The organism is Agrococcus sp. Ld7, from assembly GCF_045064095.1.
Taxonomy (GTDB): Bacteria; Actinomycetota; Actinomycetes; order Actinomycetales; family Microbacteriaceae; genus Agrococcus.
Genome location: NZ_JBISGY010000023.1, coordinates 116,643 through 137,650, shown reverse-complemented (window position 1 = coordinate 137,650; position 21,008 = coordinate 116,643). Strand labels below are relative to the sequence as shown.

Sequence of the window (21,008 nt, the reverse complement as noted above, 5' to 3'; positions counted from 1 at the left end):
GTCGCGATCGGCTCGCAAGCGCGCCGAATGCGCGCCGCGAGCGACATTTCTCTCGCGGCGCGGGCGCGAACGCGGATGTGGCGGCGCGCGCGAGACGCGGCTGGCGCCGCGCGAGACGCGGAAGCAGAAATGTCGCCATCGGCTCGCAAACGTGCCGAATGCGCGCCGCTAGCGACATTTCTGCCAATCGGGATGCGGTGCAGCCGCGCGCGGCCCCGTCGACGCTCGGCGGGACGCTACGCCGACGTGGGCTCACCCGCCTCGGCGATGCGGATGAAGTCGGCGAGCTCCAGCGCTTCGCCGCGCAGCGTCGGCTCCACACCGGCGCGCTCGAGCACCTCGGTGGCCGCCGCCGACGAGCCGAACACGCCCGACAGCGCCTGCCGCAGCATCTTGCGCCGCTGCCCGAACGCGCCGTCGATCACCGTGAAGGTGCGCTTGCGCAGCTCCTCCGAACCCATCGACGGCCCGCGCCGGAAGCCGACGAGCACGCTGTCGACGCCCGGCACCGGCCAGAAGATCTGCCGCGACACGTCGCCCTCGAGCGCCCACTGCCCCCACCACGCCACCTTCGCCGACGGCGAGCCGTAGGTCTTCGAGCCCGGGCGTGCGGCCAGCCGGTGGCCGACCTCCGCCTGCACCATCACGAGCGCCCGCTCGATCGACGGGAATCGCTCCAGCAGGTGGATGAGCACGGGCACCGACACGTTGTACGGCAGGTTGGCGACGATCGCCTGCGGCGCGAAGGGCAGCGCCTCGAGCGTGAGCGCGTCGTGCTGCACGACCTCCAGGCGGGCATCCGGCTGCTTGCGGGCGACGGTGCGCGGCAGCAGCTCGGCCAGCCGCGGGTCGATCTCGACGGCAGCGACGCGGGCGTCGACCTCGGTGAGCCCGAGCGTCAGCGAGCCCAGGCCAGGGCCGACCTCGACGACGTCGAGCCCGGCGACATCCGCCGTCCGCACGATCCGCCGAACCGTGTTCGCGTCGACGACGAAGTTCTGGCCCCAGCGCTTCGCGGGCGTGAGGTCGAGCTGCGCTGCGAGCGAGCGGATCTCGGATGCGCCCAGCAGCGTCTCGGCGCTGGGCCGCCCGCCTGCCGCGGTTCCGTCGATCGTCTCGTGCACCCGTTGAGCCTATGCCGAGGGCGACGGGCCCCGACGCATAGGCTCACGCGGGAGAATCGCGGTTCGAGCACCGGGAGGAGCACCGCCATGACGAGCACTGCATCGCGCGCGCTGACGATGTCGCGCCGACGGGCCGGCCGGTCTCGGATGCTCGTGGTGGCCGCCCTCGCGGGCGCAGCCGCGCTCATCACGGGCTGCAGCGGGCCGAGCGGGCCCGGCAGCACGAGCGCGCCGCCCACGCCTTCCGGCACCGTCAGCGGGGCGGATCCCGTGCCGCTCGATGAGACACAGCTGGCAGCGGCCGGTCTGTTCGACGAGGTCTCGGCGAACGGGGTCGCGCTGCGCTGGCTCGAGCCCGGCGCGTCGATCGCGGTGGTCGTCGGCGGCTCCGGCGGTGGCGGCGAGTGCATCCCCCAGCCGCATCCGGCCGAGCTCGATCCGAGTGGCCCATCGATCGCCGTGCACTTCGACCCGCCGAACCCCGAGGCGATGTGCACGCGCGACTTCGTGCTGCACGGCTGGCAGCTCGACCTTGCGCAGCCCATCGATGCGGACAGCGTCGTGCCGGTGCAGCTCGTGAACGTGCAGGGCTCCGACGACGTGATGGATGTGCAGCTGGGCCCCGACGACTCGCTGGCCAACCCCACCGCCGACCCGCAGCCGAGCCAGATCCCGGATGCCGGGACAGTCCCGGGCCCGGAGCCGATCCCGGTCGAGCAGCTGCCCGAGGGCGTGCTGGCGGATGCGGCGAGCGATGCGGTGCAGGTGCGGTGGCTGGAGCCGGGTCGCTCGCTCGCGGTGCTGCTCGCGGCATCCGGCACCACCGAGTGCCTGCCCCAGCCGGTCGGCGCGGCACCGACCGGGCCCGGGAGGATCGAGGTGACCTTCGCGCCCGCAGCAAACGCGACCTGCGACGGCGACGCGACGGTGCACGGCTGGCGCATCACACTGCCCGCCGCCGTCTCGGCGACGCTGCCCGTGGAGGTCACGGTGCGCGGCGCGGTCGAGCGCTCGGTGCAGGTCACACTCGAGCGCGGCGACGTGCTCGAGCTGCCCTGAAACTGCCATCGCCCCGTGTCGCTCGCGCTGTCGTGAGGGGCACCATTCAGGTGGCGCCCAGGCCGGTTCGAGAGCGTGGTCGCGCGGCATCCCCCGTGCGCCGCACGGGCCGCGATCCCAAGGAGCTGCACCGCATGCGACGGACCATCCCGCTGACGATCATCGGCCTCCTCGCGCTGACCGGCTGCACATCGGCGGGAGCGCCTGCGGAGACCGCGACGCCGACGGCCGAGAGCGCGCCGACCGAGTCGAGCGCGCCCACCGAGTCGAGTGCGCCGACGCCCTCGCCCGCTCCCGACGACACCGCACCCGCCGACCCGCAGCCGAGCGAGGTCGCAGGCGAGCCCTACCGCATCGAGGACGAGTCGATCCTGGGCGCCTACAGCATCGATGACCTGCCGGTCGGCGAGCCGCTCGTGGCGTGGGCGAATGCCGACGCGACGCTCGTGCACGTGATCGGCGCCGGCAGCGGCTCGACGACGTGCCAGCCCACCGGTGAGTCGATCGAGGTCGTCGATGGCAAGCTGGAGATCGAGTTCGACTGGGACGAGTCGGGCACCATGACGGCCTGCACGGCGGATCTGCGCATCTTCGGCTGGGCGTTCCCGGTCGCGGGTGCCGACATGTCGATCACCCAGGCCGTCGTCGACGACTGGGTCGACGACGCGTCGGAGGACGACACCGATGACGACGAGCTGACCGTCGAGATCCGACCCGCGACGGCACCGAACTGAGTCGCACGCTCGGGCGCTCAGAGCCGCCCGGCCCCGGCTCGCACGACCAGAGCCGCCCGGCCCGGGCTCGCGCGCTCAGCGCCGCCCGGCCCGGGCTCGCGCGTCCAGAGCCGCCCGGGCCCGGCTCGCGACGGCCATCGCCTGGGGTGCGGCTGAGCGATCAGTCCCAGCTGCCGTAGGCGCGCACCGTGTTCTCGGCCGTCTCCGCGGCGAGCGCGTCGGCCTCGATGCCGAGCTGCTCGGCCATGAACCGCACCGTGTACGGCGTCAGGTAGGGGCTGTTCGGCCGACCGCGGAACGGGGCGGGCGTGAGGAACGGCGCGTCGGTCTCGACCAGGATCCGGCTGCGGTCGGCGACGCGCAGTGCGGCGTGCAGGTTCTTCGCGTTCGAGAACGTGACCGTGCCGGCGAACGACAGGTACCAGCCGTGCTCCGCGGCGATGCGCGCGAGGTGCTCGTCACCGGAGAAGCAGTGGAACACGGTCACATCGGGGGCGCCGACGCGCAGCAGCGTCTCGACCACAGCCTCGTGCGCGTCGCGATCGTGGATCTGCAGCGCCCGCCCGTGCCGCTTGGCGATCTCGATGTGCGCCTCGAACGACGTGAACTGCGCCCGCTGACCGTCGTCGCCGGTGCGGAAGAAGTCGAGCCCCGTCTCCCCGACGGCCCGCACGCGCGGCTGCTGCGCCAGCGCGTCGATGACCGCGAGCGCCTCGTCGAGCGTGCCGGCCGTCGCGTAGCCGGGGGCCTCGTTCGGGTGGATCGCGACGGCCGCGAGCACACGCCGGTCCTGCGCCGCGAGCGCCGCTGACCACTCGGAGGACTCGACGTCGCCGCCCACCTGGATGACGCCCGCGACGCCGGCTGCCACCGCGGCATCCAGCGCATCCGCGTAGGTGAAGCCCTCGCCGTCCTTGATCTCGAGGTGCGTGTGGTTGTCGTAGATCGGCACCGCCAGCGGCTCTGGCGCGGGCGGCCGCGTCATGTCACGCTTGCCATCGTTGAAGCGCTCGCGGATGTACTCGCCGCCCGGCAGCACCGTGGGTGTCGGTGTGTCGGGGAGGCGGATGGGCGTGGTTCCGTCGGCGCTCGGGGGCATGACTCCAGCCTAGAATGCTGGAGCCACAGGAGATCCTGGGGCCGCATCCAGGACCCCTTGTGGCGCGACTGGAACCATCGAAGCCGCAACCGGACCGAGGAGTATCGACGCCATGCCCAATCGTCTCGCGATCGCCGCGGGTGTCGTGGCGGTGCTCGCCGTCAGCGCATGCGGGGCTGTGACGCCCCCGGTGTCATTCGGACCGTCGAGCCAGGGTGCGAGCGGGAGCGCGAGCGAGACCGGCGACGGCGGCAGCGAGCTGCGGGTCAGCCCGCGCGACGGGGGCGACGCGGGCGTTCCCCGCGCGAGCGGTGCATCCGTCGACGACGTGCTGCGACTCGGCGCGGTGGCCACGTGGGTGGATGGGGGCGAGCAGCTGGCGATCTCGCTGCCTGCGGAGGAGCGCTGCTGGCCGACCGCGGGCGATCCGGCCGTGCTGTCGCCGACCCGCATCTCGATCGAGTTCTCGGCCGAGCCGGTCTGCGACGCGCCCTCGACCGCCCGCACCTACACGATGGACGTGCCGGAGGGCATCGATGCGAGCGCCGGCGTCGAGATCGTCGTCGAAGGGCTGTCGGAGCCCGTCACCCTGTCGCTGCCGGCGACCTGAGCCGCGCCTCAGCTCGCGGCGGGCTCCTGCTCGACGCGCGGGAACAGCGGCGGCACGGTCGACACGCGGCCCGTGCCCTGCCAGGTGTGCGCCTGCTGGATCCGCTGCGCGGTCACCTCGCCCTCGCCGCCGACCGCAGCCCAGAGCTGCTGCGCGGTGTCGGGCATGACCGGCGCCAACAGGATCGCGGCCGTGCCGATGCCGTGCACGTTCGTCGCGAGCACCGCCGCGAGCCGATCCCGCTGCCCCGCATCCTTCGCCAGCACCCAGGGAGCCTGCTCGGTGATGTAGCCGTTCAGCCGCTCGACGATCGACATCGCGGCATCCACCGCGTCGTGGATCTGGAAGGTGTCGATGGCACGGTCGGCGCGCGTGACCGCATCCGCCACGAGTGCGGCGATGTCGGCGTCGACCGGGGCATCGGGCACGACGCCGTCGCAGTACTTGTGCACCATCGCGATGACGCGCGAGGCGAGATTGCCGAGGCCGTTCGCGAGCTCCGAGTGGTAGCGCGCGTGCAGATCCTCCCACGAGAACGAGCCGTCGGAGCCGAACGCGATCGCCGACATGAAGTAGTAGCGGAACGCATCGACGCCGAAGACCTCGGTGATCTGCTTCGGCTCGATGCCGGTCGCCTTCGACTTCGACATCTTCTCGCCGCCGACCAGCAGCCAGCCGTGCGCGAAGACGTGGTCCGAGTTCTCGAGCCCCGCTGCCATGAGCATCGCAGGCCAGATGACGGCGTGGAATCGCGCGATGTCCTTGCCGACGATGTGCGTCGCGGGCCAGCGGCGCTCGAAGCGCTCCTCGTCCACCCCGTAGCCGTTCGCGGTGATGTAGTTCAGCAGCGCATCGAACCAGACGTAGACCACGTGCGACTCGTCCCACGGCACCTTGATGCCCCAGTCGAAGGTGTTGCGGCTGATCGACAGGTCGGTGAGCCCCTGCTTGACGAACTGCCGCACCTCGTTGCGCACGTGCTCGGGCTGCACGTAGTCGGGGCGCTCGTCGTAGAGCGCCAGCAGCCGATCGCCGAACTCGCTCAACTTGAAGAAGTAGTTGGCCTCGCGCACGATCTCCACCGGGCGGGAGTGGATGGCGCAGACCTGCAGCCCCTCGAACTCGCCCGTGCCGGGCACCAGATCGCCGGGCGTCTTGTACTCCTCGCAGCCGACGCAGTAGCGGCCCTCGAACTCGCCGTGGTAGATGTACCCGGCCTCCTTGAGCCGCTCGAGGAAGATGCGCACGCCCACCTTGTGCCGCTCATCGGTGGTGCGGATGAAGTCGTCGTTCTGGATGTTCAGCAGCTCGAGCTGCGGCTTCCAGGCGCTCTCGACGAGCCGATCGGTCCAGTCCTGCGGGCTGACGCCGTTCGCGGCCGCCGTGCGCATGATCTTCTGGCCGTGCTCGTCGGTGCCCGTGAGCATCCACGTGTCGTCGCCGCGCTGGCGGTGCCAGCGCGCGAGCACGTCGGTCGCGACCTCGTTGTAGGCGTGGCCGATGTGGGGCACGTCGTTGACGTAGTAGATCGGCGTCGTCACGGTGAAGCGCTCGGGCATGGGGTCAATCCTACGAGGCCCGTGCGGCCCGGCTACGACGGCGGATGCGCGAGGGCGGCCTGGTACAGCACGTTGCGCGCGTGCCCGGTCGCCTCGGCGACCTCTGCGGCCGCCTCCTTCAGTCGCATGCCGTCCTGCTTGAGGCGCAGCACCTGCGCGATCGCGGCGTCGAGGTCCGTGAGCGCGGGGGTCGCGCCCTCGATGACGAGCACGATCTCGCCCTTCACGCCCTCGCGGGCCCATGGCAGCAGCTCGCCGGCCGTGCCGCGGCGCACCTCCTCGTAGCGCTTCGTGAGCTCACGGCAGACGGCCATGCGACGTTCGGGCATGGCGCGGTCGATGGCCTCGAGTGACTCCACGAGCCGGTGCGGCGCCTCGAACAGCACGAGCGTGCGCTCCTCGCGAGCGACCGCAGCCAGGGCGCGGTCGCGCTCGCCGCCCTTGCGGGGCAGGAAGCCGTCGAAGGCGAAGCGGTCGGTCGGCAGGCCGCTGAGCGCGAGCGCCGTGAGCACGGCGGAGGGGCCCGGCAGGCAGGTGACGTCGACCCCGGCGGCGACCGCCGCCTGCACGAGCCGGAAGCCGGGGTCGCTGACGGCGGGCATGCCGGCATCCGTGAGCACCAGCACATCCTCGTCCCGGGCGCGCTCGACGAGCGCGGGTGATGCGGCCTGCTCGTTGTGCTCGTGCAGCGCGACGAAGTGTGCCTGCGTCTCGACGCCGAGCGCACGCAGCAGCTGCTTCGTCGTGCGCGTGTCCTCCGCCGCGATCACCGGCACGGTCTCGAGCGCCTCCCGCAGCCGGGCGCTGGCATCGCCGAGGTTGCCGATGGGCGTTGCGCCGAGGATGATCACGCCGCCCAGGCTATCGACGGCGCCGAGCGCGGCGGGCTGCGCCTGCGCGAGCGGCACGGCGGCAGGTGCCAGAATCGCCCGTGTGACCGAATCGATCGACGCCGCCGCCACGAGCGGTGCCGTTGTCATCGAAGTCGCCGCGGAGCCGCCCGCCCGCACGCGCCTCGCGCGCGTCATCGACGCATACGCGGCTGTCGAGGAGCGCCTGCACGAGCCCCGCGTCCGCCGCACGCTCGAGATCGCGGCGCCGGTCGCGATCGTGACGATCGCCGCGGTCGCTCGGCTGGCAGGCCTCGGTCACCCGCACGTGCTGGCCTTCGACGAGACCTACTACGTCAAAGAGGGCTGGTCGATGTGGCAGCTCGGCTACGAGGGCGACTGGGCCGAGGGATCGAACGAGCGCTTCGAGCAGGGCGACGCGAGCGGGCTGACCGCGGAGGCCGACTACGTCGTGCATCCGCCGTTGGGCAAGTGGATCATCGGCATGGCCATGGCGGCGTTCGGCATGGCCGACCCGTTCTGGTGGCGGCTGCCGAGTGCGATCGCCGGCATCGCCCTGGTGGCGCTGACCTACGCGGTCGCGCGCGGCATGCTGCGGTCGGTTGCGTTCGCATCCCTCGCCGGCTTCTGGATGGCGATCGACGGCTTCGCGATCGTGATGAGCCGCACGGCGCTGCTCGATGGGATCCTCGCCGTGTTCGTGCTGGCCGGAGCGGGCGCGCTGCTGCTGGATCGACGCGGCTCGTCCGCTCGCACCGTGCGCGCCCTGGCCGCTCGGCCACGGCGCTTCGGTGCCGCGATGCTGGCGCGACCGTGGCTCATGATCGCCGGTGCGCTGCTGGGAGCCGCGTGCGCGACGAAGTGGTCGGGCGCCGCATTCCTCGCGCTCTTCGGGCTCTGGACCGTGCTCATGGACGCGCTCGATCGACGTCGCGCCGGCTTCCGGCATCCGTGGCTCGGCACGCTGCTGACGCAGGCACCCGTGAGCTTCGTGCTCGTCGTGGGCCCGGCGCTGGTCGTCTACATCACCAGCTACGCGGGATGGTTCGACGGCGGCTGGGGCTCGCAGCTGGCGCTCGAGCGCGTCGATCTGCGCTGGGGCGGCCTGCTGGCATGGGTGCCGCTGGGCTTGCAGTCCCTGTGGATGTATCACGCGCAGCAGTTCGGCTTCCACGTCGGACTCGACAAGGATCACCCGTACCAGTCGCCCGCGATCGAGTGGCTCTGGCTTGGCCGGCCGACCGGCTTCGAGATGGCGAACACCGATGCTGGCGTGTGGTGGATCACCGCACTGCCCAACCTGGTGCTCTGGTACGGCGGCATCGTGGCCGCGGCATTCCTGCTGTTCCACCTCGGCCGCCGGCTCGATCGCACCGCGGGCTTCCTGCTGCTCGCGATCGCCGCCGGGTACGCGCCCTGGCTCGCCTTCCCCGAGCGGACGATCTTCTTCTTCTACGCGATCGTCTTCCTGCCGTTCGTGGCCATCGCGCTCGCCTTCGCCCTGCAGCTGCTCGTGGGGCGCTACCGGCCGGCGGCGGCCGTGACGGCGGCGGAGCCCGTTGCTGATGCCGCTGCCGCTGCTGCCGCCGCTGCCGCCGCGAGCCTCGATGCCGACATCGACGCCGTCATCTCGCCTCCGCGCGGTGCCGAGAACGACGTGGAGCGGCGCGCCGCCGGCTGGACGGCGATCGTGGTGCTGCTCGCCGCGAGCATCGTGGTGGCCATCTGGTTCATGCCGGTCGCGTACGGCATGACGCTGTCGGATGCCGCCATGCAGCTGCGCTTCTGGCCACCGCGCCTGCCCTCCTAGCCGGAGCGCACCGCCGCGCCTGCCCCTCCTAGCCGGAGCGCACCGCCGCGCGGCACGACCGCCCGGTACAGCGTTGCTGTCGAGCGCTCACCAGCGCTCGGGCAGCGCGCACACGAAGTCCTCGCAGCGGTACGCACCCGGCGTCGCTTTGCCCTCCAGCAGCGTGAAGCCCGCTGCCGCGAGCGCGGCGGCCTGCTCCGGTGTCGCACGCAGCGTGCCGGGCTCGCGGCGCAGCGCTGCCTGGCGCTCCGGTGGCGGATCGCCGATCAGCACGATCGTGCGGGGCGGCGATGCCAGGCGCATCGCGACCTGCAGTGTGCTGGCACCGGCGAACGGGTTGCGGAGAGCGAGCGTCGCGTCGAGCAACCCGGTGGCACGCTCGAGGTGCGCGGGCTCGCCGGTGAGCGCGAACAGCGACTGCAGCGCGCCCGCGAGCGCAGCCTGCCCCGAGGGCGAATCGCCGTCGGAGGCTGGGCCGAGGTGCAGGGAGGGGCCCTGCGCGGCCGTCCCGGCGGGATCCGGTGCGGCGGCCAGGATGTCGCGCGCCGCGATCGCCCAGCGGACCGAGCCGGTCGCCGCGGTGAGCGCCAGCAGACCGCTCGCAAGGCACCCGGCGTCGGCAGCCGTGGCGGCTGCGAGGGAGCGCTCGCCGTCGAGGCGCGCGTGGACGAGCCGGGAGGGATCGGCCGCGTGCTGCACCAGCAGGTGCTCCGCGGCGGTCTCGGCGAGCGCGAGCGCACGCTCGTCGCCGTCGCGCAGTGCCCGGATGGCGAGCGCCTCGATCGCGAGACCGTTCGCGCTCGTGACCACGAGCCTGTCGAGCGGGGGCCGCTCCCGACGCGCGTCTGCGTGCTCCGGCAGGTGCCAGCCGCCCTCGACCCGCTCCCCGTCGACGAGCGACTCGGCGTCTTCGGCGATCGCGAACGCGCCGCCCGGGAGCCGCAGCACCTCGGCGAGGAAGTCGACCAGGCCGCTCGCGATGCGCTCTCGGCCGAGGAGCGAGGCCACCCGCAGCAGCTGCGCGTTGTCCACGAGCATCCGCTCGAAGTGCGGCACTGACCAGTCTCGCTGCGTTGCGTACCGGAAGAAGCCGCCGTCGCGCCCGCGCAGGCTGGAATAGCCGCCTGCGGCGACCACGTCGTCGTCGCCGGCAGCGGCGTCGAGCAGGCGGCCGGCGAGCGCGCGCAGCGGTGACTCGTCGTCGTCGTCGGCGGTCGCGAGCGCCAGCATGAGCGCTGGCTGCGGAAACTTCTGGCCCTCCCCCAGCCCGCCGAAGCGCGCATCCTCCTGGTAGGCGACCGTCGCAAGCACCGCGCGCACCTCGGCCGCGTCCGGCAGCGGCGCCCGGTCAGCGGCGCGTGCGCTCGCCGAGCGCAGCGCCTCCTGCACCCGCGCACCGGTCTCGGCCACCGCATCCGGCTGCTCTCGCCATGCCTTGTCGACCGCCGCCAGCACGTCGCGGAAGGCGGCGATGCCGGGCCGCGCGGTGGGCGGGAAGTAGGTGCCCGCGAAGAACGGCAGCCCGTCGGGCGTGAGGAAGACGCTCAACGGCCAGCCGAGGCTGCGGGTGAACGCCGAGGCGGCGCCCATGAGCGCCGCATCGACGTCGGGCCGCTCCTCCCGGTCGACCTTGACGGCGACGAACCCTGCGCGCAGCAGCGCGCCGATGGCGGGGTCGGCGAACGACTCCCGAGCCATGACATGGCACCAGTGGCAGGTCGCGTACCCGACGGAGGCGAATACCGGCACGCCCCGTTCGCGGGCCTCGGCGAACGCCGCCTCGCCCCACTCCCGCCAGTCCACCGGATTGTCGGCGTGCAGTCGGAGGTAGTCGCTCGTCGCGGTGCCGAGTCGGTTGTCGGGCTCGCGCTCGCCGCTGAGTCCGTGCTCATGGCGCTCGTCACCCTCGCCCGTGCCTGCTGCGTGCTGCATGTCGCCACGCTACGCGGCTCCGTCGGCTCCGTCGGCCCCGTCATGATGCGACAGCGTCGGTGCCCGCGGCGGTGCCCGCGGGCTGGCCGTGCCGCCCATCAGATCCAGCCCCGACGGAAGCGGCGGCTCGGGCGCCACCGCACCGCCCAGTTCCCGCACGGCTGCGTGGACCCGCGGCGCACGCCGGTGCAGGGCGGCATGGCCAGCGGCGGCTCGAGCTCGGGCGCCTCGTCGTAGCGGTCGTCGTACCAGTCGGGCTCGTCGTCGAGCGAGTCGTCGTCGGACCCGTCGGCATCCGGTGTCGGCAGCGCGACCGGGAGCGCTCTGGGAGGCGATTCCCACAGGCGGCGAGCCGGCTCCACCGCATTCATGAGCACCTCGCAGTCGCAGAATCCGCCGTCTGCCTCCAGGCGCCGCTCGAGGGCGGTCGCACGAGGCGCCATCCGATCGCGGTAGCGCTGTGCGAGGCGCAGATCGCCTCCGCAGCCGAACGTCTCGACGGCCCGGTCGAGGTAGCAGGCGAGGCACTCTCGGGGATACGGCGCGAGCCAGTCGTCGAGCAGGGAGCGCACGAAGGCCTCGGCCTCCTCGGTGATGGGTGCTTCCATGCCGGGCACGGTGCCACAGCGGTGCGGCAGCGTGTTGCGCGCGGGAGCGCGCCTGTGGACAACGGGGCGGGGATCCGGTCTCGTGACGCGCCGCGCTCCGCGACGCTCCTCGACCTGCGGGGCGGGCACCGGTCTCGTGACGCGCCGCGCTCCGCGCGACGCTCCTCGACCTACGGGGCGGGGGGCACCGGTCTCGTGACGCGGCGCGCTCCGCGCGCCGCTCCTCGACCTGCGGGTGGGGGCGGCATCCGGCTCGTGCATCGGGCTACGGGGCAAAGCGGACCCCTTCGGCCGAACGGGACCCGATGTATCGGGTCCCGAATGGCGGAGGGGTCCGCGAAAGCCGCGCTGCGAGCCTGGCTAGCTGACCTCTGCGGGGTCGGCCGAGATGCGGCCGGCCGCACCCTGGTCGAGCGCGTCGATCGCGGCGACATCCGCGTCGCTCAGACGCACGTCGGCGGCCGCGAGGTTCTCGGCCATGCGCTCGCGGCTGCTCGACTTCGGGAAGACGATGCGGCCCGACGCGAGGTGCCACGCGAGGACGACCTGCGCCCACGAGACATCGAGGCGCTCGGCGATCTCGCCGATCACGCCGGTCGAGTAGTCGACCTTGCCCTGGCCCAGCGGACCCCACGCCTCGATGGCGATCCCGTGCTGCGCCGAGAGCGCCGTCGCCGCGCGCTGCTGGAACTGCGGGTGCAGCTCGATCTGGTTCACGACCGGCACGATGCCGGTCTCGACGATCTCCGGCAGGAAGCGCTCGTCGAAGTTCGAGACGCCGATCGACGTCGTCAGGCCCTCCGAGCGCATGTCGGCCATCGTCGTCCAGGTCTCGACGGGGCTGCCGTTCGCCGGCGTCGGCCAGTGGATCAGGTACAGGTCGACGCGGTCGAGGCCCAGCCGTTCGAGGCTCTCCCCCATCGCGGCGCGGGTGTCGGCGACGCCGCGGCGGTCGTTCCAGAGCTTCGTCGTGATGAAGAGCTCGTCGCGGGCGATGCCGCTGGCCGCGATCGCGCGGCCGACCCCCTCCTCGTTGCCGTAGATCGTCGCGGTGTCGATGTGGCGGTAGCCGGCCTCGAGCGCCTCCGAGACGATGCGCTCGGTCTCATCCGGGTCGACCTTGAAGACGCCGAAGCCGAGCTGCGGGATGCTGTGGCCGTCGTGCAGTGCGAGCTGGGGAATGGTCATGCGGTCTCCTCGATGGTCGACGTGTCTGCTGGCAGGTCGGATGCGTCCACGCCCTCGACGTGGCGCTCGTCCGGCCCGTTGTAGGCCGAGAGCGGCCGGATGAGCGCGTTGTTCGCGCGCTGCTCGATGATGTGCGCGGTCCAGCCGGTCACGCGCGCCGCGACGAACAGCGGCGTGAAGATCGGCACATCGAAGCCGATGAGCGCGTAGGCGGGACCGGAGGGGAAGTCGAGGTTGGGCTTGATGGGCTTGCGGTCGGCCATCGCCTGCTCGAGCGCGTTGTAGATGTCGAGCACGTCCTGCGCGTCGGCGTGCTCGACGAGCCGCTCGAGCGCCGCGCGCATGGTCGGCACTCGCGAGTCGCCGTTCTTGTACACACGGTGCCCGAAGCCCATGATCTTGCGCTTCTCGGCGAGCGCGGTCTCGATCCACGCATCCGCCTTGTCAGCCGTGCCGACCTCGCGGAAGACGTCCATGACGGCCTCGTTCGCGCCGCCGTGCAGGTGGCCCTTGAGCGCACCGATGGCCGCGGTGACGGCCGAGTAGAGGTCGGCGAGCGTCGAGGTGACGACGCGGGCGGTGAAGGTGGAGGCGTTGAAGGAGTGCTCGGCGTAGAGCACCATCGACTGGTTGAAGGCGTCGACGACGACCGGGTCGGCCTCCTCGCCGAACGACATCCAGAGGAAGTTCGCCGCGTAGTCGAGATCGTCGCGCGGCTCGACGAGCTCCTTGCCGCCTCGTTTGCGCTGCTCGTAGCTGACGATCGCCGGCAGCACGGAGAAGAGCCGGAACGCCTTCTCGAGGTCGTCGGAGTCATCGTCGGCGTTCGGGTCGTTGGCGCCGACGATCGAGACGGCAGTGCGCACGACATCCATCGGATGCGCGGAGTCCGGCAGCGCATCCATCACGGTCCGCACGTTCTCGGGCAGGGCGCGCAGCTCGCGCTCCTTCGCGCGGAACTCGGCGAGCTGCTCGTCGGTCGGCAGGTCGCCGTGCCAGAGCAGGTAGGCGACCGCCTCGAACGGCTGCGTGGCCGCGAGCTCCTGCACGGGGTATCCGCGGTAGAGCAGCGAGTTGGTCTCGGGATTGACCTTGGAGATCTCGGTGGTGTCGGCGTAGACACCAGCGAGACCCTTCTTGATATCGGGCTCAGCCATGGTGCTCCTCGGTGGACGGATGGGCGGGGATGCACCGTCGACTCTAGGGCACCCACCTGCACGATCTCGTTCGCCCGGCGAACGAGCGCAGCGCGCTCTGGCTCGGGCGGGGCTGGTCACGATGGCGCAACGATACGCACCCGCAGGGCCTGGATCGGCGCGCAGCACGATAGCGTCACGACGCCCGGAAGGGCCGTGTACCGACGCTTCGAAGACGAGACGAGACGAGACACCCCCATGTCCGAGAACACGCCAGAGACGCCCCTGCGCACGAACCGGACACCGGTCAAGCAGGTGGTGCGCGAGCTCACCACGCCCGGGCTCGTGCACCCTGCGCTCATCCCCGGGATCGGCGTGGAGCGCACCGGCCGCGCCTTCGCGACCAACTGGGCGGTCTTCGCGATCGCGGGCGCGTTCGTGGCTGCAGTCATCGTCTGGGGCATCGTCGCGCCCGAGAGCATCCAGACGATCGGCTCCGCGTCGCTCAGCTGGGTCTCGGTGAACTTCGGCTGGATGTTCGGCGCGCTGACGATCGCCGTCACGGTCTTCATGCTCTTCATCGGCTATGGCCGCACCGGCGGCGTGCGGCTCGGCATGGATGACGAGCGGCCTGAGTTCTCCACCGTCTCCTGGGTCGCGATGCTCTTCTCCGCCGGCCTCGGCATCGGCCTGCTCTTCTACGGTCCGCTGGAGCCGCTCACCTACTTCATGGATCTGCCGCACGGCTTCGACGTCGAGAACGGCACCGTCGACGCGATGAACGCCGCGCTCGCGCAGACCGTCCTGCACTGGGGCCCGATGGCGTGGGCGTACTACGCGCTCGTCGGCGGCGCGATCGCCTACGCGGCCTATCGTCGCGGACGCTCCCCGCTCATCTCAGCGATCTTCACCCCCATCTTCGGCCAGAGGACGGAGGGCTGGCTCGGATCGATCATCGACGTCTTCGCGATCATCGTGACCCTCGGCGGCACCTCCATCTCGCTCGGCATCGGCGCCCTGCAGATCAGCCGCGGCTTCGAGATCGTCACGGGAGTCGGAGAGGTCGGCAACGCCTTCATCATCGGCACCATCGCCGTGCTCACCGCGCTGTTCGTCGTCTCCGCCGTCTCCGGCATCAAGCGCGGCATCCGCGCGCTGTCGAACATCAACATGGTGATCGCGGGCGCGGTGGGGCTGTTCGTGCTCGTCACCGGCCCCACCCTGCTGCTGCTGAACCTGCTGCCCTCCACGCTCGTGTCGTTCTTCGAGGAGCTGGGCACCATGCTGATGCGCAGCGGCTCGCAGGGCGCCGACGTGCAGGAGTTCCTCTCGACCTGGACCACCTACTACTGGGCCTGGTGGGTGTCGTGGACACCGTTCGTCGGCATGTTCATCGCCAAGATCTCGCGAGGTCGCACGCTCCGCGAGTTCGTCACGGTCGTCATCGTCGTGCCATCGATCATCTGCCTCGTCTGGTTCACGATCGTCGGCGGCACCTCGATGTCGATGGAGATGGAGGGCCTCGGCATCAGCGAGGCGGGATCGTCGGAGGCGATGCTGTTCGCGGTGCTCGGCAACCTGCCGCTGGGCGTCATCACGTCGGTGCTGGCCCTGGTCTCGATCACCATCTTCTTCGTCACCTCCGCAGACTCCGCATCGATCGTGATGGCGTCGATGAGCCAGGGCGGCAAGCCCGAGCCGACCATCTGGGTCACGATCACCTGGGGCCTGCTGCTGGGCGCGACCGCAGCGACGCTGCTGGTCGCGGGCGGCGAGACGGCGCTCAGCGGACTGCAGTCGCTCATGGTCGTGACGGCGCTGCCGTTCGCGTTCGTCGTGATGGGGATCATGGTCGCCTGGGCGAAGGAGCTGCGCACCGACCCGTTCATGCTGCGCCGCAAGTATGCGAAGGCGGCGATCGCGCAGGGCGTGCGGCTCGGCATCGAGGAGCACGGCGACGACTTCGTCTTCGGCTCCAGCCAGGTGGTGGCCGACGACGGGGCGGGCGCGTGGCTCGACACGAAGGATCCGTCGCTCTCCGAGTGGTACACGGATGCCTCGACGGGATCGATCAGCTCCGCGGATGTGCTGCGCAACCTCGAGCCCGGCCGCATCCAGCGCAAGGGGCCCGACCGCCCCGACCACACCGCCTCCGGCGACAACGCGCTCACGGTCGGCGAGGCGCGCTGGGAGCGGCGGGCGCGCGAGCGCGAGGCGCGGCTGCACCCCGAGGGGCAGCCCTCGGCCGCCGGCGAGCCCACGGATCCCGAGCACTCCAGGGACTGACGCGCAACCGCGAAGCGCCCCGCCGATCGGCGGGGCGCTTCGCGTGGATCAGCCTGTCCCGAGCGCTCAGGCGATGCCGAGCGAGCGCGCGATGACCAAGAGCTGCACCTCGTTCGTGCCCTCGCCGATCTCGAGGATCTTCGAGTCGCGGTAGTGGCGAGCCACCGGGTACTCGTTCATGAAGCCGTTGCCGCCGAAGATCTGGGTGGCGTCGCGCGCGTTGTCCATCGCCGCATCGCTCGCCGTGAGCTTGGCGATTGCCGACTCGGTCTTGAACGGCTTGCCAGCGTCGCGCAGGCGCGCGGCGTGGTGCCATGCGAGTCGCGCGTTGTGCACGCGCAGCTGCATGCGCGCCAGCAGGAACTGGATGGCCTGACGGGTCGCGAGCGGCTCGCCGAACACCGTGCGCTGCTTCGCGTAGTCGACGGCCGCCTCGAGGCATCCCTCGGCCGCGCCGGCCGCGAGCGCCGCGATCGCGATGCGGCCCTCATCGAGGATGTGCAGGAAGTTGCCGAAGCCCCGGCCGCGCTCGCCGACCAGGTTCGACGCCGGCACGCGCACGTCGGAGAAGGTGAGCGGATGCGTGTCGGAGGCGTTCCAGCCGACCTTGTCGTAGGGGGCCTCCACCGTGAAGCCGGGCGTGCCATTGGGCACCAGGATGGTGGAGATCTCCTTGTGGCCATCCTTCTCGCCCGTCACGGCGGTGACCGTGACGAACTTCGTGATCGACGTGCCGGAGTTCGTGATGAACTGCTTCGAGCCGTTGATGACCCACTCGTCGCCCTCGAGCCGCGCGGTGGTGCGCGTGGCGCCGGCGTCCGAGCCGGCCTCGGGCTCGGTGAGCCCGAAGCCCGCGAGCGCCTCGCCCGCGAGCAGCGACGGCAGCAGCTCTGCCTTCTGCTCGTCGGTGCCGAAGCGGAAGATCGGCATGGCGCCGAGGCTCACGCCTGCTTCGAGGGTGATGGCGATGGACTGGTCGACGCGCGCGAGCGCCTCGATCGCGAGGCAGAGCGCGAAGTAGTCGCCGCCCTGGCCGCCGTGCTCCTCCGGGAACGGGATCCCGAACAGGCCCATCTCGCCCATCTGTGCGACGACATCCATCGGCAGCGTCTTGGTGCGGTCGGCCTCGTACGAGACCGGCGCGACGACGCGATCCGCGAAGTCGCGCACCGCCTCGGCCAGCGCGAGCTCGTCATCGCTGAGCGCGTAGGTGTCCAGTTCCATCGTCATCACGTCTCCCGTTATTCGTGGAAGCGCCGGTGGTGCGCGGAGCGGGGCCGAACGGGTCTCGTTGGGCGGCACTCCACGCTGGGCGCTGGATCAAGCATGCCGCATGGTGCCACACCGCTCCGAATCATCGAGCGAGATTCACCACGTCGGTGTGGCCGGAAGATCCGTGCGGCAGCGGTCACACGGGTGGATAGTCCAGCTGTATGGGCTGAGCGGCAGGAATCCTCCGAGCCGATCAGCGGCTCGGGCGGGCCCTGACGTACTGCGGCGGCCAGACGGAGGCGTCGGGCTGGCCGTCGAGCTCGGCCTCGGCCAGGAGCGCCCAGTGCGGGTTGCGCAGCCAGGGTCGGCCGAGCATCACCGCGTCGGCATCGCCGTCTGCGAGCACCTGCTCGGCGAGCTCCGGTGAGTCGATCAGGCCGACCGCGTTCACCTTCGCATCGGTCGCCGCCTTCACGTCGCGCGCGAAGGGCACCTGGTAGGCCGGCTCCGGCGTGATCTGTTGCCGTGCATCGAGGCCCCCGGAGGACAGGTCGAACCAGTCGGCGCCCGCTTCGAGCGCCGCGCGCACGTGCTCGATCGTCATCGCGGTGTCGATGCCGCCGGGCACCCAGTCGCTCGCGCTCAGGCGCACCATGACGGCCGCATCCGGTGCCGCCGCGCGCACGGCCTCGACGACCCGGCGCAGCAGTGCAACGCGCAGGCCGTCGGCATCCGTGCCCCACTCGTCGTCGCGCGTGTTCGACAAGGGCGACAGGAACTGGTGCAGCAGGTAGCCGTGGGCCGCGTGCACCTCGACGGCATCGAAGCCCGCGGTCACGGCGCGGCGGGCGGCCGCGGCGAACTGCTCCGGCACCGCCGCGACCTCCTCGGCCGTCATCGCCCGGGGCGCCGCGAACGAGCCGAAGGGCTGCGTCGTCGGACCCACGGTCTGCCAGCCGCCCGCATCCGTCGGCACCGAACCGGAGCCCGACCACTGGCGGTAGGTGGAGGCCTTGCGGCCCGCGTGGGCGAGCTGGATGGCGGGCACGGCGCCGTGGGCGCGGATGCGCGCGGCGATGGGCGCCCAGGCGTCGGCCTGCGCGTCGCTCCAGATGCCCGCATCCTGCGGCGAGATGCGGCCCTCGGGCACGACGGAGGCGGCCTCGGTCATCACGAGCCCCGCTCCCCCGCGCGCGAACGAGGCGAGGTGCTCGTGATGCCACTGGTTCGGCATGCCGTCCTGCTCCTCGCAGGAGTACTGGCACAGGGGCGAGACCCAGGCGCGATTGCGCGCGCGGACCGGGCCGATCGCAACCGGCGAGAAGAGCTGACTCATGCGGTGGTCGAGCCCCCAGGCACCTCGAAGTTGAACACGCCCTCGTCGAAGCTGTTGTAGGCGGCGTAGTCGTTCAGCTCGTAGAGCCGCGCACGCGTCTGCATCCGCTCCACCGAGCCGTCGAGCGTGCCGGTCTCAGCCAGCAGCGACAGCTCACGCTCGATCGCCCCCATGGCGATGCGCAGCAGCGACACCGGGTGGATCGCGATGTTGACGCCCACATCCTGCAGCTGCTGGTGCGTGAACAGCGCGCTCTTGCCGAACTCGGTCATGTTGGCGAGGATCGGCACGTCGACGGCGGCGCGGATCGCCTCGAACTCCGACAGATCCGCCATCGCCTCCGGGAAGATCGCATCGGCGCCGGCGGCCTCGAGCGCCTTTGCGCGGTCGATGGCGGCGCCAAGGCCCTGCACGCCGCGGATGTCGGTGCGGGCCATGATCAGCAGGTCCGGGTCGCGCCGGGCCTGCACCGCGGCAGCGATGCGCTGCGCTGCGAGCTCGGTGGAGACGACCTCCTTGCCATCCAGATGGCCGCACCGCTTCGGGTTGACCTGGTCCTCCAGGTGGAGGCCAGCCACTCCGGCGTCCTCGAGCTCGTGCACGGCGCGCGCGACGTTCATCGCTTCGCCGAAGCCGGTGTCGGCGTCGATCAGCGTTGGCAGATCCGTCATGCGCGAGATCTGCCGGCCGCGCTCCGCGACCTCCGACAGCGTCGTGAGCCCGATGTCGGGCAGGCCGAGCTCGGCAGCCATCACGGCGCCGGAGATGTAGGCGCCCTCGAAGCCGAGCTGCTGGATGAGCGGCGCGGTGAGCGGCGTGAAGGCGCCCGGGAAGCGCTGAATGGTGCCGGAGGCGAGGCCCGCCCGCAGCGTCTTCCGCTTCTCGTTCGGCGTGACGCGGCTCGAGAGCACTAGAAGATGCCGTTCGTGGTGCCGGTGTCGACCGTGCCGGCGGGTGCGAGCACGTTCAGCTGCCGCACCTCGTCGACCGTCAGCTCCGGCAGGCGCTCGACGAGCGCGAGGAAGCGATCGATCTCGGCGTCCTCGACGATGCCCTGCGCGAGCGTGCGCAGCTTCTGCACGTACTCCGCACGGCCGAACGGGCGCGCGCCCGCCGGGTGCGCATCCGCCACGAAGATCTCGTCCTCGATGGTCTCGCCGTCGGTGAGCGTGATGACGATGCGGCCGCCGAACGCCTTCTTGTCCGGGTCCGGGTCGTGGTAGCGCTCCGTCCAGATCGGCTCCTCGACCGTCGAGATGCGGTTCCACAGCTCGATCGTGTCGGGTCGCGCTGCGCGGCCCGGCGCGTAGGAGTCGACGTGGTGCCAGCCGCCGTCCTGCAGCGCGACCGCGACGATGTACGGGATCGAGTGGTCGAGCGTCTCGCGCGATGCGGTGGGGTCGTACTTCTGCGGATCGTTCGCGCCCGATCCGATCACGTAGTGCGTGTGGTGGCTCGTGTGCAGCACGATCGACTCGACGCGCTCCGGGTCCCGCAGCTCCGGACGCTCGGCACCGAGCTTGCGGGCCAGGTCGATCCAGGCCTGCGCCTGGTACTCGGCCGAGTGCTCCTTCGTGTACGTGTCGAGGATGCCGCGCTTGGGCTCGCCGGGACCCGGCAGCGGCACCGAGTAGGCGGCCTCCCAGCCGTCGAGCAGCCAGGCGATCACGCCGTCCTCGCCCTCGTAGATCGGCACGGGGCTCGTCTGCCCGCGCATCGCGCGGTCGACCGACTCGACGGCCATCTTCCCCGCGAAGGCCGGTGCGTGCGCCTTCCAGGTGGAGATCTCGCCCTTGCGCGACTGGCGAGTGGCGGTCGTGGTGTGGAGGGCCTGGCCGACGGCCTGGAAGATCGTCTCGTCGTCGAGGCCGAGCATGGTGCCGATACCGGCGGCGGCCGACGGGCCGAGGTGCGCGACGTGGTCGATCTTGTGCTTGTGGAGCGAGATGGCGCGCACGAGGTCGACCTGGATCTCGTAGCCGGTCGCGAGGCCGCGCACGAGCGCGCGCCCGTCGCAGCCGACGTGCTGCGCAACGGCGAGGATCGGCGGGATGTTGTCGGCCGGGTGCGAGTAGTCGGCGGCCAGGAAGGTGTCGTGGTAATCGAGCTCGCGCACCGCGACGCCGTTCGCCCAGGCGGCCCACTCCGGGCTCACTCGCTCTTCGACCCCGAAGATCGCGGCGCCCGGCTTGAAGGGATGCCGCTGCGCCTGCTCCCGCGCCGAGACTACGGGCGCGCGGTTGAGGCTCGCGATGGCGACGGCGGCGTTGTCGATGATGCGGTTGCCGATCATCTCGGCCACGTCGGCCTCGACCTCCACCGGGTCGACGGCGACCTGCGCGATCTTCCACGCCAGCTGCTCCTCACGGGGCAGATTCTCGGCGGACTTGTGGGCTCTCACATCGTGGTGCTGCATGCCGCAGAGCCTATCCGGCGAGCCTCAACGCTCCCTGCCGCAACGTTA

17 protein-coding genes are annotated in these 21,008 nt (G+C 71.5%); 5 read left to right on the top strand and 12 right to left on the bottom strand.

Annotated features, from left to right (window positions below):
- Nucleotides 1-236: 236 nt before the first annotated feature.
- On the bottom strand, nucleotides 237-1,124 hold the full coding sequence (rsmA, locus tag ACJJVL_RS04125; protein WP_405217045.1) for a 16S rRNA (adenine(1518)-N(6)/adenine(1519)-N(6))-dimethyltransferase RsmA: 888 nt from the start codon (nucleotides 1,122-1,124) through the stop codon (nucleotides 237-239).
- A gap of 87 nt (nucleotides 1,125-1,211) precedes the next feature.
- On the opposite strand from rsmA, the gene ACJJVL_RS04120 reads away from it, so the two are divergent.
- Both ACJJVL_RS04120 and ACJJVL_RS04115 read left to right on the top strand, forming a co-directional pair.
- On the top strand, nucleotides 1,212-2,183 hold the full coding sequence (locus tag ACJJVL_RS04120) for a hypothetical protein (protein ID WP_405217044.1): 972 nt from the start codon (nucleotides 1,212-1,214) through the stop codon (nucleotides 2,181-2,183).
- A 134-nt stretch (nucleotides 2,184-2,317) separates the two neighbouring features.
- A complete protein-coding gene (locus ACJJVL_RS04115; protein ID WP_405217043.1) occupies nucleotides 2,318-2,917 on the top strand; it encodes a hypothetical protein in 600 nt (199 codons plus the stop codon).
- 160 nt (nucleotides 2,918-3,077) lie between these two features.
- Here the strand turns inward: ACJJVL_RS04115 and ACJJVL_RS04110 are convergent, their stop codons facing one another.
- A complete protein-coding gene (locus ACJJVL_RS04110; RefSeq protein ID WP_405217092.1) occupies nucleotides 3,078-3,902 on the bottom strand; it encodes a TatD family hydrolase in 825 nt (274 codons plus the stop codon).
- A 226-nt stretch (nucleotides 3,903-4,128) separates the two neighbouring features.
- Here ACJJVL_RS04110 and ACJJVL_RS04105 point away from each other — a divergent pair, with 226 nt between their 5' ends.
- Nucleotides 4,129-4,626, top strand: coding sequence for a hypothetical protein (locus tag ACJJVL_RS04105; protein WP_405217042.1), 498 nt, complete (start codon nucleotides 4,129-4,131; stop codon nucleotides 4,624-4,626).
- Nucleotides 4,627-4,634: 8 nt separating this feature from the next.
- Here the strand turns inward: ACJJVL_RS04105 and metG are convergent, their stop codons facing one another.
- Together metG and rsmI are read right to left on the bottom strand one after the other, a co-directional pair.
- Complete coding sequence (gene metG / locus ACJJVL_RS04100; protein ID WP_405217041.1) at nucleotides 4,635-6,185, bottom strand: methionine--tRNA ligase; 1,551 nt, start codon at nucleotides 6,183-6,185, stop codon at nucleotides 4,635-4,637.
- A 32-nt stretch (nucleotides 6,186-6,217) separates the two neighbouring features.
- Nucleotides 6,218-7,036, bottom strand: a complete 819-nt coding sequence (gene rsmI / locus ACJJVL_RS04095) for a 16S rRNA (cytidine(1402)-2'-O)-methyltransferase (RefSeq protein ID WP_405217091.1) — start codon at nucleotides 7,034-7,036, stop codon at nucleotides 6,218-6,220.
- An 82-nt stretch (nucleotides 7,037-7,118) separates the two neighbouring features.
- Between rsmI and ACJJVL_RS04090 the strand changes: the two genes are divergently transcribed.
- Nucleotides 7,119-8,846 carry a dolichyl-phosphate-mannose--protein mannosyltransferase gene (locus tag ACJJVL_RS04090; protein ID WP_405217040.1) on the top strand — a complete coding sequence of 576 codons (1,728 nt, stop codon included), beginning with the start codon at nucleotides 7,119-7,121 and terminating at the stop codon, nucleotides 8,844-8,846.
- Between the two features lie 87 nt (nucleotides 8,847-8,933).
- Here the strand turns inward: ACJJVL_RS04090 and ACJJVL_RS04085 are convergent, their stop codons facing one another.
- The 4 genes from ACJJVL_RS04085 to ACJJVL_RS04070 form a co-directional block, all read right to left on the bottom strand.
- Nucleotides 8,934-10,778, bottom strand: a complete 1,845-nt coding sequence (locus ACJJVL_RS04085) for a thioredoxin domain-containing protein (RefSeq protein WP_405217039.1) — start codon at nucleotides 10,776-10,778, stop codon at nucleotides 8,934-8,936.
- A gap of 98 nt (nucleotides 10,779-10,876) precedes the next feature.
- Nucleotides 10,877-11,386, bottom strand: a complete 510-nt coding sequence (locus ACJJVL_RS04080) for a DUF2695 domain-containing protein (protein WP_405217038.1) — start codon at nucleotides 11,384-11,386, stop codon at nucleotides 10,877-10,879.
- 360 nt (nucleotides 11,387-11,746) lie between these two features.
- Nucleotides 11,747-12,574 (bottom strand): aldo/keto reductase, encoded by an 828-nt coding sequence (locus tag ACJJVL_RS04075; RefSeq protein WP_405217037.1) that lies wholly within the window; start codon nucleotides 12,572-12,574, stop codon nucleotides 11,747-11,749.
- The gene (locus ACJJVL_RS04070) at nucleotides 12,571-13,731 is read right to left on the bottom strand and encodes a bifunctional 2-methylcitrate synthase/citrate synthase (RefSeq protein WP_405217036.1); all 1,161 of its coding nucleotides are present in this window, start codon (nucleotides 13,729-13,731) and stop codon (nucleotides 12,571-12,573) included. The genes ACJJVL_RS04075 and ACJJVL_RS04070 overlap by 4 nt, the downstream gene beginning before the upstream one ends.
- 237 nt (nucleotides 13,732-13,968) lie before the next feature.
- Here ACJJVL_RS04070 and ACJJVL_RS04065 point away from each other — a divergent pair, with 237 nt between their 5' ends.
- Nucleotides 13,969-15,996 (top strand): BCCT family transporter, encoded by a 2,028-nt coding sequence (locus ACJJVL_RS04065; RefSeq protein ID WP_405217035.1) that lies wholly within the window; start codon nucleotides 13,969-13,971, stop codon nucleotides 15,994-15,996.
- A gap of 66 nt (nucleotides 15,997-16,062) precedes the next feature.
- Here ACJJVL_RS04065 and ACJJVL_RS04060 read toward each other — a convergent pair whose 3' ends face one another.
- The 4 genes from ACJJVL_RS04060 to ACJJVL_RS04045 all read right to left on the bottom strand — a co-directional run bounded on the left by ACJJVL_RS04060 (nucleotide 16,063) and on the right by ACJJVL_RS04045 (nucleotide 20,960).
- Nucleotides 16,063-17,226 carry an acyl-CoA dehydrogenase family protein gene (locus tag ACJJVL_RS04060; RefSeq protein ID WP_405217034.1) on the bottom strand — a complete coding sequence of 388 codons (1,164 nt, stop codon included), beginning with the start codon at nucleotides 17,224-17,226 and terminating at the stop codon, nucleotides 16,063-16,065.
- Between the two features lie 235 nt (nucleotides 17,227-17,461).
- Nucleotides 17,462-18,544: an oxidoreductase gene (locus ACJJVL_RS04055; RefSeq protein WP_405217033.1), complete on the bottom strand. Its 1,083-nt coding sequence runs from the start codon at nucleotides 18,542-18,544 to the stop codon at nucleotides 17,462-17,464.
- Nucleotides 18,541-19,455, bottom strand: coding sequence for a methylisocitrate lyase (gene prpB / locus ACJJVL_RS04050; RefSeq protein ID WP_405217032.1), 915 nt, complete (start codon nucleotides 19,453-19,455; stop codon nucleotides 18,541-18,543). Before prpB ends, ACJJVL_RS04055 begins: the two co-directional genes overlap by 4 nt.
- Nucleotides 19,455-20,960: an MmgE/PrpD family protein gene (locus tag ACJJVL_RS04045; protein ID WP_405217031.1), complete on the bottom strand. Its 1,506-nt coding sequence runs from the start codon at nucleotides 20,958-20,960 to the stop codon at nucleotides 19,455-19,457. Before ACJJVL_RS04045 ends, prpB begins: the two co-directional genes overlap by 1 nt.
- Between the last annotated feature and the right edge of the window lie 48 nt (nucleotides 20,961-21,008).